The 12774-nt window shown below is 72.7% G+C and carries 12 protein-coding genes; 5 read left to right on the forward strand and 7 right to left on the reverse strand.

Annotated elements, in window-relative coordinates; genetic code table 11:
• Positions 1–9 precede the first annotated feature (9 nt).
• Positions 10–720, forward strand: a complete 711-nt coding sequence (locus tag BR85_RS00250; protein WP_028497017.1) for an NRDE family protein — start codon at positions 10–12, stop codon at positions 718–720.
• A 15-nt stretch (positions 721–735) separates the two neighbouring features.
• On the opposite strand, the gene pgi is transcribed toward BR85_RS00250, so the two are convergent.
• Positions 736–2415 (reverse strand): glucose-6-phosphate isomerase, encoded by a 1680-nt coding sequence (gene pgi / locus BR85_RS00255; RefSeq protein WP_028497016.1) that lies wholly within the window; start codon positions 2413–2415, stop codon positions 736–738.
• 269 nt (positions 2416–2684) lie between these two features.
• On the opposite strand from pgi, the gene BR85_RS00260 reads away from it, so the two are divergent.
• Complete coding sequence (locus BR85_RS00260; protein WP_028497015.1) at positions 2685–3617, forward strand: protein kinase family protein; 933 nt, start codon at positions 2685–2687, stop codon at positions 3615–3617.
• A gap of 256 nt (positions 3618–3873) precedes the next feature.
• On the opposite strand, the gene BR85_RS00265 is transcribed toward BR85_RS00260, so the two are convergent.
• From BR85_RS00265 to BR85_RS00275, 3 genes are read right to left on the reverse strand one after another with little or no spacing between them, the layout of a single operon-like run.
• A complete protein-coding gene (locus BR85_RS00265; RefSeq protein ID WP_028497014.1) occupies positions 3874–4719 on the reverse strand; it encodes a DUF4097 family beta strand repeat-containing protein in 846 nt (281 codons plus the stop codon).
• Entirely contained in the window at positions 4716–5393 is a 678-nt protein-coding gene (locus BR85_RS00270) for a LuxR C-terminal-related transcriptional regulator (RefSeq protein WP_028497013.1), read from the reverse strand. Before BR85_RS00270 ends, BR85_RS00265 begins: the two co-directional genes overlap by 4 nt.
• A complete protein-coding gene (locus BR85_RS00275; RefSeq protein ID WP_028497012.1) occupies positions 5381–6661 on the reverse strand; it encodes a sensor histidine kinase in 1281 nt (426 codons plus the stop codon). The genes BR85_RS00270 and BR85_RS00275 overlap by 13 nt, the downstream gene beginning before the upstream one ends.
• A 97-nt stretch (positions 6662–6758) precedes the next feature.
• Between BR85_RS00275 and BR85_RS00280 the strand changes: the two genes are divergently transcribed.
• From BR85_RS00280 to BR85_RS00290, 3 genes are read left to right on the forward strand one after another with little or no spacing between them, the layout of a single operon-like run.
• Positions 6759–7565, forward strand: a complete 807-nt coding sequence (locus tag BR85_RS00280; protein WP_028497011.1) for a Cof-type HAD-IIB family hydrolase — start codon at positions 6759–6761, stop codon at positions 7563–7565.
• A 19-nt stretch (positions 7566–7584) separates the two neighbouring features.
• Positions 7585–8415 (forward strand): aldo/keto reductase, encoded by an 831-nt coding sequence (locus tag BR85_RS00285; protein ID WP_028497010.1) that lies wholly within the window; start codon positions 7585–7587, stop codon positions 8413–8415.
• A gap of 21 nt (positions 8416–8436) precedes the next feature.
• Positions 8437–10521 carry a S9 family peptidase gene (locus BR85_RS00290; RefSeq protein ID WP_028497009.1) on the forward strand — a complete coding sequence of 695 codons (2085 nt, stop codon included), beginning with the start codon at positions 8437–8439 and terminating at the stop codon, positions 10519–10521.
• Here the strand turns inward: BR85_RS00290 and BR85_RS00295 are convergent.
• From BR85_RS00295 to BR85_RS00305, 3 genes are all read right to left on the reverse strand, one after another.
• Positions 10510–11253, reverse strand: a complete 744-nt coding sequence (locus BR85_RS00295) for an SDR family oxidoreductase (protein WP_028497008.1) — start codon at positions 11251–11253, stop codon at positions 10510–10512. The two genes, BR85_RS00290 and BR85_RS00295, sit on opposite strands and share 12 nt — an antisense overlap.
• A gap of 13 nt (positions 11254–11266) precedes the next feature.
• Entirely contained in the window at positions 11267–11671 is a 405-nt protein-coding gene (locus tag BR85_RS00300) for a VOC family protein (RefSeq protein ID WP_028497007.1), read from the reverse strand.
• Between the two features lie 65 nt (positions 11672–11736).
• Positions 11737–12702, reverse strand: coding sequence for a DNA-3-methyladenine glycosylase family protein (locus BR85_RS00305; protein WP_231478721.1), 966 nt, complete (start codon positions 12700–12702; stop codon positions 11737–11739).
• Positions 12703–12774 lie beyond the last annotated feature (72 nt).

Below are 12774 nucleotides of genomic sequence, written 5' to 3' on the forward strand. Positions count from 1 at the left end.
GGCGAGCGGATGTGCACCGTCATCATCCACGTTCCCGAGGATGCCGGTGCGCCCACGCGCCTGCTCGCCGTCCGGGATGAAGACCCGGGCCGTGCCTGGGATCCCCTCGGGCCGTGGTGGCCGGAGGCGCATCCCGGTGTCCTCGGCGTCCGCGACTCCCGTGCCGGCGGCGCGTGGCTCGCTGCGGACCCGGCCGCCGGGCGGGTCGCGGTCATCCTGAATCGCGCGGATGTCGATGTACCCGAAGGGGTGGAGCTGTCCTCGCGCGGGCACGTCGTGCTGGATGCCGTGGGCGGCACGGCACTCGACGACCCGCCGCACACGCACGGCTTCAACCTCGTGGAGGTCGACCAGGCGGGCGCCCGGGTGACGATGTGGGACGGTGCCACCGTCCGCCGGGTGCGCCTCGCCCCCGGGACGCACATGATCGCGCATGACGACGTCGACGACCCCGCCACCGCGCGCATCGCGGCGTGGCGGGAGGCGTTCGGCGAGCCCGGCGACGGTGAGCGCTGGTGGGCGCCGTGGCTCGCGACGCTCGAGCAGACCACGGCACTGGGGCCGACCGATGACCGGGCGATCATCCGCGACAACCGGCCGTTCGGCTACCCGACCCTCTCCCTCCTCGTCTGCGCCGCGTCCGTATCGGCGGACGGCGCCGAGGTCGTCTACGGCGAGCTCGACGAGCCGGGAGCCTGGAACACCCTGCAGCTGCGCTGATCGGCCCCGTCCGGGTCAGACGCGGTGCGCGCGGTAGTAGTCCAGCAGCGCCTTCGTCGAGGCATCCTGCGCCGCGACGGCATCCTCATCGCCTTCGATCGCCGGCGCGATCTGCAGCGCGAGCTGCTTGCCGAGCTCGACGCCCCACTGGTCGAACGAGTTGATGCCCCAGATGACGCCCTGCGTGAAGGTGATGTGCTCGTACAGCGCGACGAGCTCGCCCAGCACCCGCGGCGTGAGCGCGGGCGCGAAGATCGACGTCGTCGGCCGGTTGCCGGCGAACGTGCGCGCCGCGACGAGCGGGCCGGTCGTGCCCTCGGCCTCGACCTCCTCCGCCGTTTTGCCGAACGCGAGCGCCTTCGTCTGCGCGAGGAAGTTCGCGAGGAAGAGGCCGTGCACGTCGCGGCCGTCGTCGGCGAGCGGGTAGGCCGGGTTCACGAACGCGATGAAGTCCGCGGGGATGAGGCGCGTCCCCTGGTGGATGAGCTGGTAGAACGCGTGCTGGCCGTTTGTGCCGGGCTCGCCCCAGAAGACCTCGCCGGTGTCGGTCGTGACGGGCGAACCGTCCCAGCGCACCGACTTGCCGTTGGACTCCATCGTGAGCTGCTGCAGATACGCCGCGAAGCGGTGCAGCTGCTGTGCGTAGGGGAGCACGGCGTGCGACTGCGCACCGAGGAAGTTCGTGTACCAGACGTTGAGCAGCCCCATGAGAACAGGCACGTTCTCGGCGAGCGGGGTGGATGCCACGTGCTCGTCGACGGCGTGGAACCCGGCGAGGAGCTCCCGGAACGCATCCGGTCCCAGCGTGATGACGAGGGACAGGCCGATCGCCGAGTCGACGGAGTAGCGGCCGCCCACCCAGTCCCAGAAGCCGAACGCGTTGGCGGTGTCGATGCCGAATGCGGCGACCTTGTCCAGGGCCGTGGAGACCGCGACGAAGTGGTGGGCGACAGCATCCGTCTTCTGCTCGTCCGACCCGTCGATCGCGCCCGCGGACTGCAGACCCGCCCACAGCCAGTCGCGCGCGAGGCGCGCGTTGGTCAGGGTCTCGAGCGTCGTGAAGGTCTTGGACGCGACGATGAACAGCGTCGTCTCGGGGTCGAGATCCTTCGTCGTGTCGGCCAGATCGAACGGGTCGATGTTGGAGACGAAGCGCGCCTCGATGCCGGCGTCCGCGTACGGCAGGAGCGCCTCGTAGATCATGACGGGTCCGAGGTCGGAGCCGCCGATGCCGATGTTGACGACGGTCTCGACCTTCTTGCCGGTGACGCCGGTCCACTCGCCGGAGCGGACGCGCTCGGCGAACGCGCCCATCGCCCCGAGCACCTCCTGGACGTCGTGGTCGATGTCCTGGCCATCGACGTGCAGCGCGGGAGTCGCCCCCGCGGGGCGGCGCAGGGCGGTGTGCAGCACGGCGCGGTTCTCGGTCGTGTTGATCTTCTCGCCGGACAGCATCGCGGCGTAGCGCTCGGCGACGCCGGTCTGCTCGGCGAGGGCGACGAGGGAGGCGAGGATGCCGTCGTCCACGAGGTTCTTCGACAGGTCGACGCGCAGGTCGGCGAGGTCGAACGTGAGCCGTTCGACGCGGCCGGGGTCGGCGGCGAACCAGCCGCGCAGGTCGGGGGTGAACCCGCTCTTGTGGGCGGAGAGTTCGGCCCAGGCGTTCGTGGTGGTGGCGTCGATGGGAGTGGTCACCCGTCCACGGTAGTCCTCCGGGTGCGCGCGCACATGTGCCCGCGGCCGTGTGAATCGGGGTTGTGGGTCGAGTGCGGTCGGGGGTCGCTGGGTCGGGGCAGCGTCGGTGTCGCGCCTCGTCCGCGCTTCATCCGCGCCGAAGTGTGGGTGTGCGGACGTGTGACCCGCCATTCGGCGCGGGCGAATCCCGGTGCCCCGATTCGGCGCGGATGAGTTTCGCGCTGCGCCCGCGCGCCCGCGGTCAGCGGGCGCTGTGCGAAGGTGAGGGGATGGCGACGAGGCGACAGGCATGGGCGGAGGTCGACGCCGGCCTGCGCGCGGACGTCGAGGCTCTCCTGGGCGCGCCGGTCGTCGCGGCGGAGTCCCAGCCCGGCGGCTTCTCGCCGGGGAGCGCGGATCGGGTCCGTCTGGCCGACGGGCGGCGCGCGTTCGTGAAGACCGGGACGGATGCCGTCAACCCCGACGTCGTCGGCATCCATCGCCGGGAGGCCGCGATCAGCGCACTCCTGCCGCCGGAGATCCCGGCGCCGCGCTTCCTGGGTGTCGTGGATCACGGTGACCGCATCGCCCTCATCCTCGAGGACGTCGAGGCGCGGCATCCGCACACCCCCTGGGTGCGGGACGAGCTGGTCGCGGTACTCGGCGCGCTGGGCTCTGTGGCTGAGCGGCCCGTGCCCGCCGCCGAGGCGATCGTCGACATGGCCACCGTGGCAGGGCATTACGGGTCGGGATGGTCGAGGATCGATCGTGTGCCGTCCCTGCCGGCCACGCTCCCCGGCTGGGTCGCCGAGCGCCTGCCGTGGCTGCGTGACGAGGGGCTGCGGATGCCGGATGCCGTGGCCGGCGACCGTCTTGTGCACCACGACGTCCGCGCCGACAACGTCCTTCTCCGCCCGGACGGCTCGGTCGTGCTGATCGATTGGCCGTGGGCCGCGCGCGGCGCCGGCTGGCTCGACGCGCTGACCCTGCTCTTCAACGTGCGGTATCTCGACCCCGAGGCGGATGTCGAGGCCGTCGTCGCGGAGCATCCGGTCTTCGCGGGGATGCCGGCGCTCGATGCCGACCGGGTGCTCATCGGCATCGCCGGGCACTTCCTCGCCGTCTCGCAGGAGCCCGACGTGCCCGGCATCCCCACCCTGCGCGCCTTCCAGTACGACCAGGCCGTCGCGATCCTCGGCTGGCTGCAGGAGCGCCTGGGCTGAGGCCTGCCGCGCCGGGGCATGACCCGCGCCGAAGTGCGGGTGCGTGGGCGCGCGACCCACCATTCGGCGCGGATCACATCGGGCGGTGACGTTCGCCGGCGCCGAAGCGCGGGTGCGCCGCGGCCGGACCCGCCATTAGGCGCGGAAGAATCCCGGCGCGGTGTCCTTCACAGCGACGCGCAGCCGACCGCAGGGCCCTGGACCACGCGCGGAAAGGGGCGCCCCGGACGGATCTGGGGCGCCCCTGGGGCCGGGGTCAGCGGGCGCCGTGCAGCGTCACGCCGCCGGCCGACACGCTGACGTCGATGCGGCGATCCGCGCCGGGGTCGGTCGTCAGGTCGTGGGTGAAGTCGCCGGCCGAGACGTCCGAGGTGATGGCGTACCGGACGTCGGGAACCTCGAGGTCGATCCGTCCGGCGCTGACGTCGAGGTTCAGCTCGTCGACGTCGCCGTCCACCGAGCCGACGAGCTCGCCGGCGCTCACCTGCACCGTTCCGGCACGGACCTCGCGCAGGTCGACGGACACGCGCCCCGCCGAGACGTCGGCATCCAGCTGCTCGGCCGTGCCGCTCACGTCGATCGAGCCCGCGCCGAGGTCGAGCTCGAGCGTCCCGTAGGTGCCGTCGGCGCGGAGCGATCCCGCGCCCACGTCGAACGAGGCGTCGACGGCGGTCGTGGCGAGGCGCTCCGGCAGCGTGAGCACCGCGCGCTCCTCGCCGCGGAACCAGCCCCAGCCGCGGAACCAGCCGCGGTCGGACGACACGACGAGCGTGTCGCCCGTCCGCTCGAGGCGCCAGTCGCTCGTGCCGCTGCCGCCCGTGACCGAGAGTGAGGCCTCCGACCCGCCGTAGGCGATCCGGAACTCGGATGCCGCCACGTCGATGTCCAGGGCCGTGACGCCGGCGGCGTCGGCGCTGAGCGACTCGGTGCGCACCGCGGCGGAGCGGATGCCGCCGATGATCGACATGACGATCGTCCCGAGGATGAGGGCCGCGCCCAGGGCGATCGCGAGGATCGCGATGACCCGGGAGGAGCCGCGCGGCTCGGCCGGGGGCGGCGCCTGGGGTGCGGATGCGGGCGGGGGAGTGAGGGTGGTGCTCATCGGAGTGCTCCGTTCTGCGGCTGAGTGCCGCCGTGCTCGAGGTGGACCAGCGCCGCCAGGACGCGCCGGTTGCCGTGCTCGTCCTGTTCGAGGCCGAGCTTCGGGAAGAGGGAGGTGATGTGCTTTTCGACACTCGCCTCGGAGATGAACAGGGTCTGGGCGATCGCCTGGTTGCTCTTGCCCTCGGCGATCAGGGCGAGGACGGTGCGCTCGCGGTCGGTGAGCCGCGCCATCCGCTCGTCGCGGGCCCGCCGTGTCAGCAGCTGCGCCACGACCTCGGGGTCGAGGACGGTGGCCCCTGCCCCGATCCGCTCGATCGAGGCCAGGAAGTCCCGGACGTCCGCGACCCGGTCCTTCAGCAGGTAGCCGAGGGCCGCGCCCTGCCCCGTGATGAGGTCGCTCGCGTACCGCTCCTCCACGTACTGGCTGAGCACCAGCACCGGCAGTGCCGGGTGCTCGGCGCGCAGTGCGAGCGCGGCGCGGATGCCCTCGTCGGTGAACGTCGGCGGCAGCCGGACATCGAGGATGCAGAGCTCCGGGGCTGTCTCGCCCACGACGGCGACGAGATCGCGGGCGTCGGGAAGAGCCGCGACCACGGAGTGGCCGGCATCCTCCAGCACGCGCACGAGTCCTTCGCGCAGCAGGGCGGAGTCTTCGCAGATCAGGATGCGCACGGGACGCTCACCTCCAGGGACGTCGGGCCGCCGGCCGGGCTGTCGAGCCGGGCCGTGCCGCCGGCGGCGAGGATGCGGTTGGTGATGCCGTCGAGGCCGCCGCCGGGGAGGACCCGGGCGCTGCCGACGCCGTTGTCCTCGACGCGGGCCCACAGGGTCCCGTCGTCGCGACGCCGGACGACGACGCGGCAGTCGGTCGCCCGCGAATGCTTCGCGGCGTTGGTGAGCGACTCGGCGATCGCGAAGTACACGGCCGCCTCGGCCGTCGCGCTGCACCGTCCGTCGACGCGGACGTCGAGGTGCACGGGCACGTGCGACCGGGCGGCGAGGGCGGAGAGGGCGGCATCCAGTCCCCGGTCATCCAGCACGGACGCGTGGATGCCGCGGGCCAGCTGCCGGAGCTCGGTGATGGCGGCCTTCGTCGAGGTGTGCGCCTCGTCGATGAGCGCCTTCGCGGCGACGGGGTCGCTGTCGATCTTCTGCTGGGCGAGGCCCAGCGTCATCCCGACGGACACGAGCCGCGGCTGGACGCCGTCGTGCAGGTCGCGCTCGATGCGGGTGCGCTCCACCTCGCTGGCCCGGACGGCCCCGGCGCGCTGGACGCCGGCGGTGCGCGCCTGCTCGGCGAGCAGCGCCTCCCGCGAGGGCACGAGGATCGCGCGGGTGAGGACGGCGTGCAGCAGGGCGATGCCGAGCAGCAGCGCGGCGGAGACGATGATGCCGAGGATGCCGACGGGCAGCGCCCATTCGGCGCCGACGTCGATGCCGGTGGCGGGGATGCGGGCGGTGTCGGCCCCGGTGAGCGGGGCGAACAGCAGGACGACGCTGCCGACGAGCCACGCGACGGCCGGGAGGACGACGAGCCCCAGCACGGTGGAGATCGCGGCGCTCGCGACACCGCGCCACATCGGGCCGTCGATGAACTGCTGCCACAGTGTGCGCAGCCAGCCGCCGAATCCGGGGACGCCGCTGCGCCGCGCCCGGAGGGGCGGGAGTCCGTATCCGTACAGGCCGTCGACGCGCTCGTACTCGAGCCATCCGGTCGCCCACAGCAGGTAGACGAACGCGATGAGGAACAGCAGGCCGATGCCGGCGGCGACGAGGAGGCTCACGCCGAGGCTCAGGAAGGTGATCAGCACCGTGAACAGCGCGGTGCCGACGATGCCGAGGGCGGCGAGCTGCGCGAGCGCGCCGAGGTGGATGAGGGGGCGGATGCGCCGCGACCGCGCCGGCGCGGCCGGGGTCTGGGATGTCGCTGGGGTGGTCATGTCACCAAGGTAGGACGCGGCGTGCGCCGGCACAGCGGAGGCATCCGGAGACCTCGGTTCGGGATAACCCCCAGCCCGGGCCTGAGACGATGGAGGCGTGAGCACTCCCGACATCCGCCTCATCGCCGTCGACATGGACGGCACCCTCCTCGAGCCGGGCGGCGCGATCCCCGCGCCCCTGTGGGCGCTGCTCGACCGGCTGCACGATCGCGGGATCGCGTTCGCCCCCGCGAGCGGCCGCCAGCTCGCGACGCTGCAGCGGATGTTCGCGGGCGTGGATGCGGAGCTGGACTACATCGCCGAGAACGGCGCGTATGTCGTCCGCGGCGACGAGGAGATCAGCTCGGATGCGATGGACCCGGCCTTCACGGCATCCCTCATCACCCGGCTGCGCGCGCTCGCCGCGGCCGGCGCGAACCTGGGCGTCGTCGTGTGCGGCAAGCGCTCCGCCTACATCGAGGGCGCCGACGCGGAGTTCCGGGCCGAGACCGAGAAGTACTACGCCGCCCTCGAGGTCGTCGACGACCTGCTCGCGGTCGACGATCAGATCCTCAAGGTCGCCGTCTACGACGCCGACGGCGGCGAGACCCACACGGCTCCCGCGCTCGCCGACCTGCGGACCACGCACCAGGTCGTCGTCTCGGGCCTGCACTGGGTCGACATCATGAACCGGGGCGTGAACAAGGGTCTCGCACTGCAGAGCCTGCAGCGGGCGCTCGGCGTGACACCCGCGCAGACGGCCGCGTTCGGCGACTACCTCAACGACCTGGAACTCCTCCAGGCCGCGGACTGGTCGTACGCGATGGCCGAGGCGCACCCGGACATCGTGGCCGTGGCACGGCATCGCGCGCCCTCCAACGCCGACCACGGGGTGCTCACGGCCATCGAGGCGCTCATCGCCTGACGAGGCGTAGCGTGGGCGCATGGTCACGATTCCCACGGTCACCCTCAACGACGGCACCCCGTTCCCCCAGCTCGGGCTCGGCACCTACAAGCTGACCGGCCCGGAAGGCGTCGACGCCATCGCCGTCGCCGTCGAGAGCGGCTATCGGCTCCTCGACTCCGCCGTGAACTACCGGAACGAGACCGAGGTCGGCGAGGCGGTGCGACGCACCGGCATCCGCGACGACCTCATCGTCACGACGAAGGTCCCCGGTCGCGACCACGGCTTCGACGAGACGATCCGCAGCGCCCAGGGCTCCCTCCAGCGCCTCGGGCTGGACCGCATCGACCTCTACCTCATCCACTGGCCGAACCCCCGGATCGACAAGTACGTCTCCACCTATCGCGCGATGCTCGCGCTGCGCGACGAGGGCAAGGTCGGCTCGGTGGGCGTCTCGAACTTCACCGCTGCGATGCTGACGCGCCTCATCGACGAGACGGGGGTGACGCCGGCGGTCAACCAGGTCGAGCTGCACCCGTACTTCCCGCAGGCGCACCTGCGTGCCTTCCACGCCGAGCACGGCATCCGCACCGAGAGCTGGAGCCCGCTCGCGCGGCGCAGCGAACTGCTGACCGAGCCGGTCATCGCCGACATCGCCGCGGCACGCGGGGTGACCCCGACGCAGGTCGTGCTGCGCTGGCACACGCAGCTGGGCTCGACTCCGATCCCGAAGTCCGCCGACCCGGCGCGCCAGATCGAGAACGCCGACGTGTTCGGGTTCGAGCTCAGCGACGACGAGGTCGCCGCGATCAGCGGGCTGGAACGCGGCCGGCTGTGGGACGGCGACCCCGATACCCATGAGGAGATGTGAGCGGCCGCTAGCGTGGATGCCATGGCGACGACCCCCTTCCACTCCCTGGACGACTACCTCTCCCAGCCCCGCATCGAGGCGCTCGCGCTGTCGCCGGACGGCACGCGCGCCGTGCTGACGGTCGCGACGCTCGGCAAGGACAAGACCGCCTACGAGCGGTCGCTGTGGGAGGTCCCGGTCGATGGCGACGGCGTGCCCGTCCGCCTTACCCGCTCGGCGAAGGGTGAGACCGGGGCCGCGTTCACCGCTCGCGGCGACATCCTCTTCGTGTCGGCGCGCCCCGACACCGAAGCCGAGGAGGACGCCGAGCAGGCGCAGCTGTGGCTGCTGCCCGCCGCCGGCGGTGAGGCGCGCCCCGTCACCCGCCTCGCGGGCGGCGTCGCCGGCGTCACCGCGGCCGAAGGCGCCGACGTGCTCGTGCTGGGCGCCCCGCTCTTGCCTTCCGCCGACAGCATCGAAGCCGACGCCCGGCTGCGCGCCGCGCGGAAGAAGCTCAAGGTCTCCGCGATCCTGCACGACGCCTACCCCGTCAGGTACTGGGACCACGACCTCGGCCCGGCCGCGCCCGCGCTGCACACCCTCGACCTCACCGGCTTCGCCGACACGATCGCCGTGCTCGTGGACCAGCCCGAGGATGCCGCCCAGGGCGACGACCAGGATGCCGTGACGCCGTACCCGGAAAGCCTGCCGCGTCCCCGGACACTCGTCACCGGGCGCGGCGCGGAGGATGCCGGGACGGCGCTCACGCCGGACGGGAAGACACTCGTGGCGGCGCTGCGCACCGCCCAGGGCCGCGAGGGCCGGTACCGGCTCGTCGCGATCGACACCGCGAGCGGTGACCGGACGGTGCTGTTCGACGAGGCCGACACGTACTTCGAGCACCCCGTCATCAGCCACGACGGCGCGACGCTCGCCTTCGTCCGCGCGGCGATGGGCGACCCGTCCGCCCCGGCAGACCAGGAACTGTGGGTCGCGGGGATCGACGGCTCCGGGGCCCGTCGCATCGCGGACGGGTGGGACCGCTGGCCCACCAGCATCCGGTTCGACCGCGACGACACCGCGCTCATCGTCACGGCGGACCAGGACGGCCGCGGCCCCATCTTCCGGGTGCCCGTGGACGGCGGCCCCGTCGAGCAGCTCACCCGCGACGACTTCACCTACACCGACGTCGACGTCGTGGCATCCACCGGCGAGATCGTCGCGCTGCGGTCGAACTGGATGACGCCCCCGCACGCCGTCCGCGTCGCCCGCGACGGCACGGCGGTGCCCCTGGTCAGCCCCGTGGCCCTCCCCGCGGTGCCGGGCACCATGACCGACGTCGACGCGACGGCCGGCGACGGCGCGCGCGTGCGCGGCTGGCTCCTCCTGCCGCCGGGCGCGAGCGCCGAGAACCCGGCGCCGTTCCTGCTGTGGATCCACGGCGGACCGCTGAACAGCTGGAACGCGTGGAGCTGGCGCTGGAACCCGCAGCTGGCCGCCGCGCGCGGGTACGCCGTGCTGCTTCCCGACCCCGCACTGTCGACCGGCTACGGTCTCGAGTTCATCGCGCGCGGCTGGAACGCGTGGGGCGGCAAGCCCTACACCGACCTGATGACGATCACGGATGCCGTCGTCGCGCGGCCGGAGATCGACGAGACGCGCACGGCCGCGATGGGCGGATCGTTCGGCGGCTACATGGCGAACTGGGTCGCCGGGCACACCGACCGCTTCCGCGCCATCGTCACGCACGCGAGCCTGTGGGCCCTCGACCAGTTCAACGGCACGACGGACGACTCCTCCTACTGGCAGCGGATCTTCACCGCCGAGGGGATGGTCGAGAACTCGCCACACCGCTTCGTGAAGGACATCCGTACTCCGCTGCTCGTCATCCACGGCGACCGCGATTACCGCGTGCCGATCGGGGAGAGCCTGCGGCTGTGGTCGGAGCTCAACGAGCACTTCGCCGCCGAGGACGGGACGATCCCGCACCGGTTCCTCTACTACCCCGACGAGAACCACTGGGTGCTCAAGCCCCCGCACGCGAAGGTCTGGTACGAGACGGTGTTCGCGTTCCTCGCCCAGCACATCGACGGCGCGGAGTTCGAGCGCCCCGAGCTACTGGGCTGACAACCACTCGTCGAAGGTCTGCGTTCCGAGCACGGCGTCCGGGCCGGGCAGGTTGAGACCTGCCCGCATGCCCTTCATCTGCGCGCCCGGCAGCGCGATCGACGGGATCCAGCCGCGGCGGCCGTGCGCGTGCGACCACCACCGGCGCACCATGTCGTCGAGCGCTTCCTCGCGCGGGCCGGCGAGGTCCGGCGCGAGGCCGTGGGGCGGCTGGGTGGCCGTACGGGCGAGATGGATGCCGACCTCCGCCGCGGCGATCGGCTGCACCCGGCCCGTGGGCGCGAGGGGCAGCGGGCCGATCCTCGCGCGGCCGGCGATCTGTGCCGCGAACTCGTGGAACTGGGTCGCCCGGACGATCGTCGCCGGCGCGCCGCTTTCGATGAGGGCGCGTTCCTGCGCGACCTTGCCGGCGTAGTACCCGTGCGGGTTGCGGTCGATGCCGACGATGGACAGAAGCACGACGTGGGCGACCCCCGCCGCTCGCGCGGCGGAGCCGAGGTTGCCCGTCGCCGTGGCGAAGAACTCGGCGGCCTTCTCCGCGGACAGGGTGCTGACGTTCACGGCGTCGACGACGGCATCCACCCCGTCCAGCGCCCGCTCCAGGCCCGCTCTCGTCAGCAGGTCGATGCCGGCACTCCGGGTGACAGGGATCACCTCGTCGCCCTGCGCTTGGACGGCGGCGACGATATGCCGCCCGACGGTGCCGGTCGCGCCGGCGACGGCGATCCTCACCGTTCGACCTCCGTCATGCGTTCAGCGCCACCATCCAGTCGACGCCGAACCGGTCGGTCAGCATCCCGAACCGACCGCCCCACGGCGGCTCCTCGTAGGGCATCACGACGGTGCCGCCATCGGACAGTCCGTCCCACGCGCGCTGCAGGCGCTCGGCGTCGTCGCCGCTGAGCGAGACGGAGATCCCGGCCGGCGCCGTATACGGCATCCCGGTCGGGCTGTCCGCTGCCATCAGCGTCATGCCGTCCTCGGTCGTGAGCTGCCCGTGCATGATGAGATGCGTCTCCGACGGGTCGACGCCCATGTCGGGGTATGCACTGAAATCGTTGAGCGTAAGCTCGCCGCCCAGCACGGACTGGTAGAACTCCAGCGCCTCGCGCGCCGTGTTCTGGAACGAGATGTACGGGTTGAGGTCCATCGGCTGTCCTCTCCAGCGGTGATGCCGCCAGTGTGGCGCGCACCGCCGACATCCCGCAACGGGTGTCAGCGGCCCCGATGATCCTCCGGGTGCAGACGCGGCCCGCGGCGCGGTTCGCGCGCACCGCTGAGCTCGAGCAGCCGGATGACGCGCTGCCGCTGTCCGCGCCACGGCTCGAGGAGTTCGAGCATGCCGTCGTCGTCGACGCGGTGGCCCGTGAGGGCGTAGCCGACCTCGTGGGCCACGTGGTAGTCGCCGACGCTGACGGCATCCGGGTCGCCCCACGTGCGGATGCGGGTCTCCGCGCTCGTCCAGATGCCCACGCCGCGCAGGCTCATGAACAGCCGGTCGCGGGCGTCTCCGTCGTGCGCCGCGGCGGCGGCGCGTTCGATCGACGCGCGCCGCCGGGCCGCCTCCACGACGGTGCGCGACTGCGGGGGCTCGAGGCCCGCGCGATGCCATGCCCAGCTCGGGATGAGGTGCCACTGCGCCGGCGGGGCGAACATGGGCCTCGGCGTCGGGCCCGGTGCGCGTTCGCCGAACCAGGTGAGGATCGCCCGCCACGCGCCGAACGCCTGCAGCCCGGTGACCTTCTGCTCGAAGATCGAGCTCGCGAGCGCGTCGAAGACGAGGTCGGTGCCGCCGATGCGCAGGCCCGGGTGGCGCCGGTGCGTCTCCGCGACGAGCGGATGCCGCGACGCGTCGAACCCCTCCGGATCGTCGTCCGCTCCGCACAGGCGGGGGAGCTGCTCGAGGGTCCACGCCGCCCCGGGACCCCAGGCGGCTCCGCGGACGCGGCCGCGCTCGACGCGGATGGCGAGGGTCGCGATGCCCTGCGGGGTGCGGGTCGCGCGCCAGATGACGCCGGCATGGGTGGTCTGGCTCGGGTCGTGGGCGCCGCGCTGCTGGTAGCGGATCGCGCGGGCCGCGTCGATGGGCGTCCGCGGCCGGTATTCGGTCTCGATCGGGCGACCGTGGGCGATCGGCGGCGCCGCGCGCTGCGGCATCCGTCCCGTCGCGACCGTCGTCATGCTGCCCACCCTACGTCGCGCTCCTGACAGCCGCGGGGCCGACGCCACGCCCCGAGGTTCACCCGCGCCAAG

Origin of the sequence: Microbacterium sp. UNCCL10, assembly GCF_000746195.1 — a bacterium.
Classification (GTDB): Bacteria; Actinomycetota; Actinomycetes; order Actinomycetales; family Microbacteriaceae; genus Microbacterium; species Microbacterium saccharophilum.

Bases quoted from the DNA above. Each gene is read 5' to 3' on its own strand.
- BR85_RS00250 (WP_028497017.1), top strand. From the start codon at position 10: ATGTGCACCGTCATCATCCACGTTCCCGAGGATGCCGGTGCGCCCACG.
- BR85_RS00260 (WP_028497015.1), top strand. From the start codon at position 2,685: ATGGCGACGAGGCGACAGGCATGGGCGGAGGTCGACGCCGGCCTGCGC.
- BR85_RS00265 (WP_028497014.1), bottom strand. From the start codon at position 4,719: ATGAGCACCACCCTCACTCCCCCGCCCGCATCCGCACCCCAGGCGCCG.
- BR85_RS00275 (WP_028497012.1), bottom strand. From the start codon at position 6,661: ATGACCACCCCAGCGACATCCCAGACCCCGGCCGCGCCGGCGCGGTCG.
- BR85_RS00285 (WP_028497010.1), top strand. From the start codon at position 7,585: ATGGTCACGATTCCCACGGTCACCCTCAACGACGGCACCCCGTTCCCC.
- BR85_RS00290 (WP_028497009.1), top strand. From the start codon at position 8,437: ATGGCGACGACCCCCTTCCACTCCCTGGACGACTACCTCTCCCAGCCC.
- BR85_RS00300 (WP_028497007.1), bottom strand. From the start codon at position 11,671: ATGGACCTCAACCCGTACATCTCGTTCCAGAACACGGCGCGCGAGGCG.
- BR85_RS00305 (WP_231478721.1), bottom strand. From the start codon at position 12,702: ATGACGACGGTCGCGACGGGACGGATGCCGCAGCGCGCGGCGCCGCCG.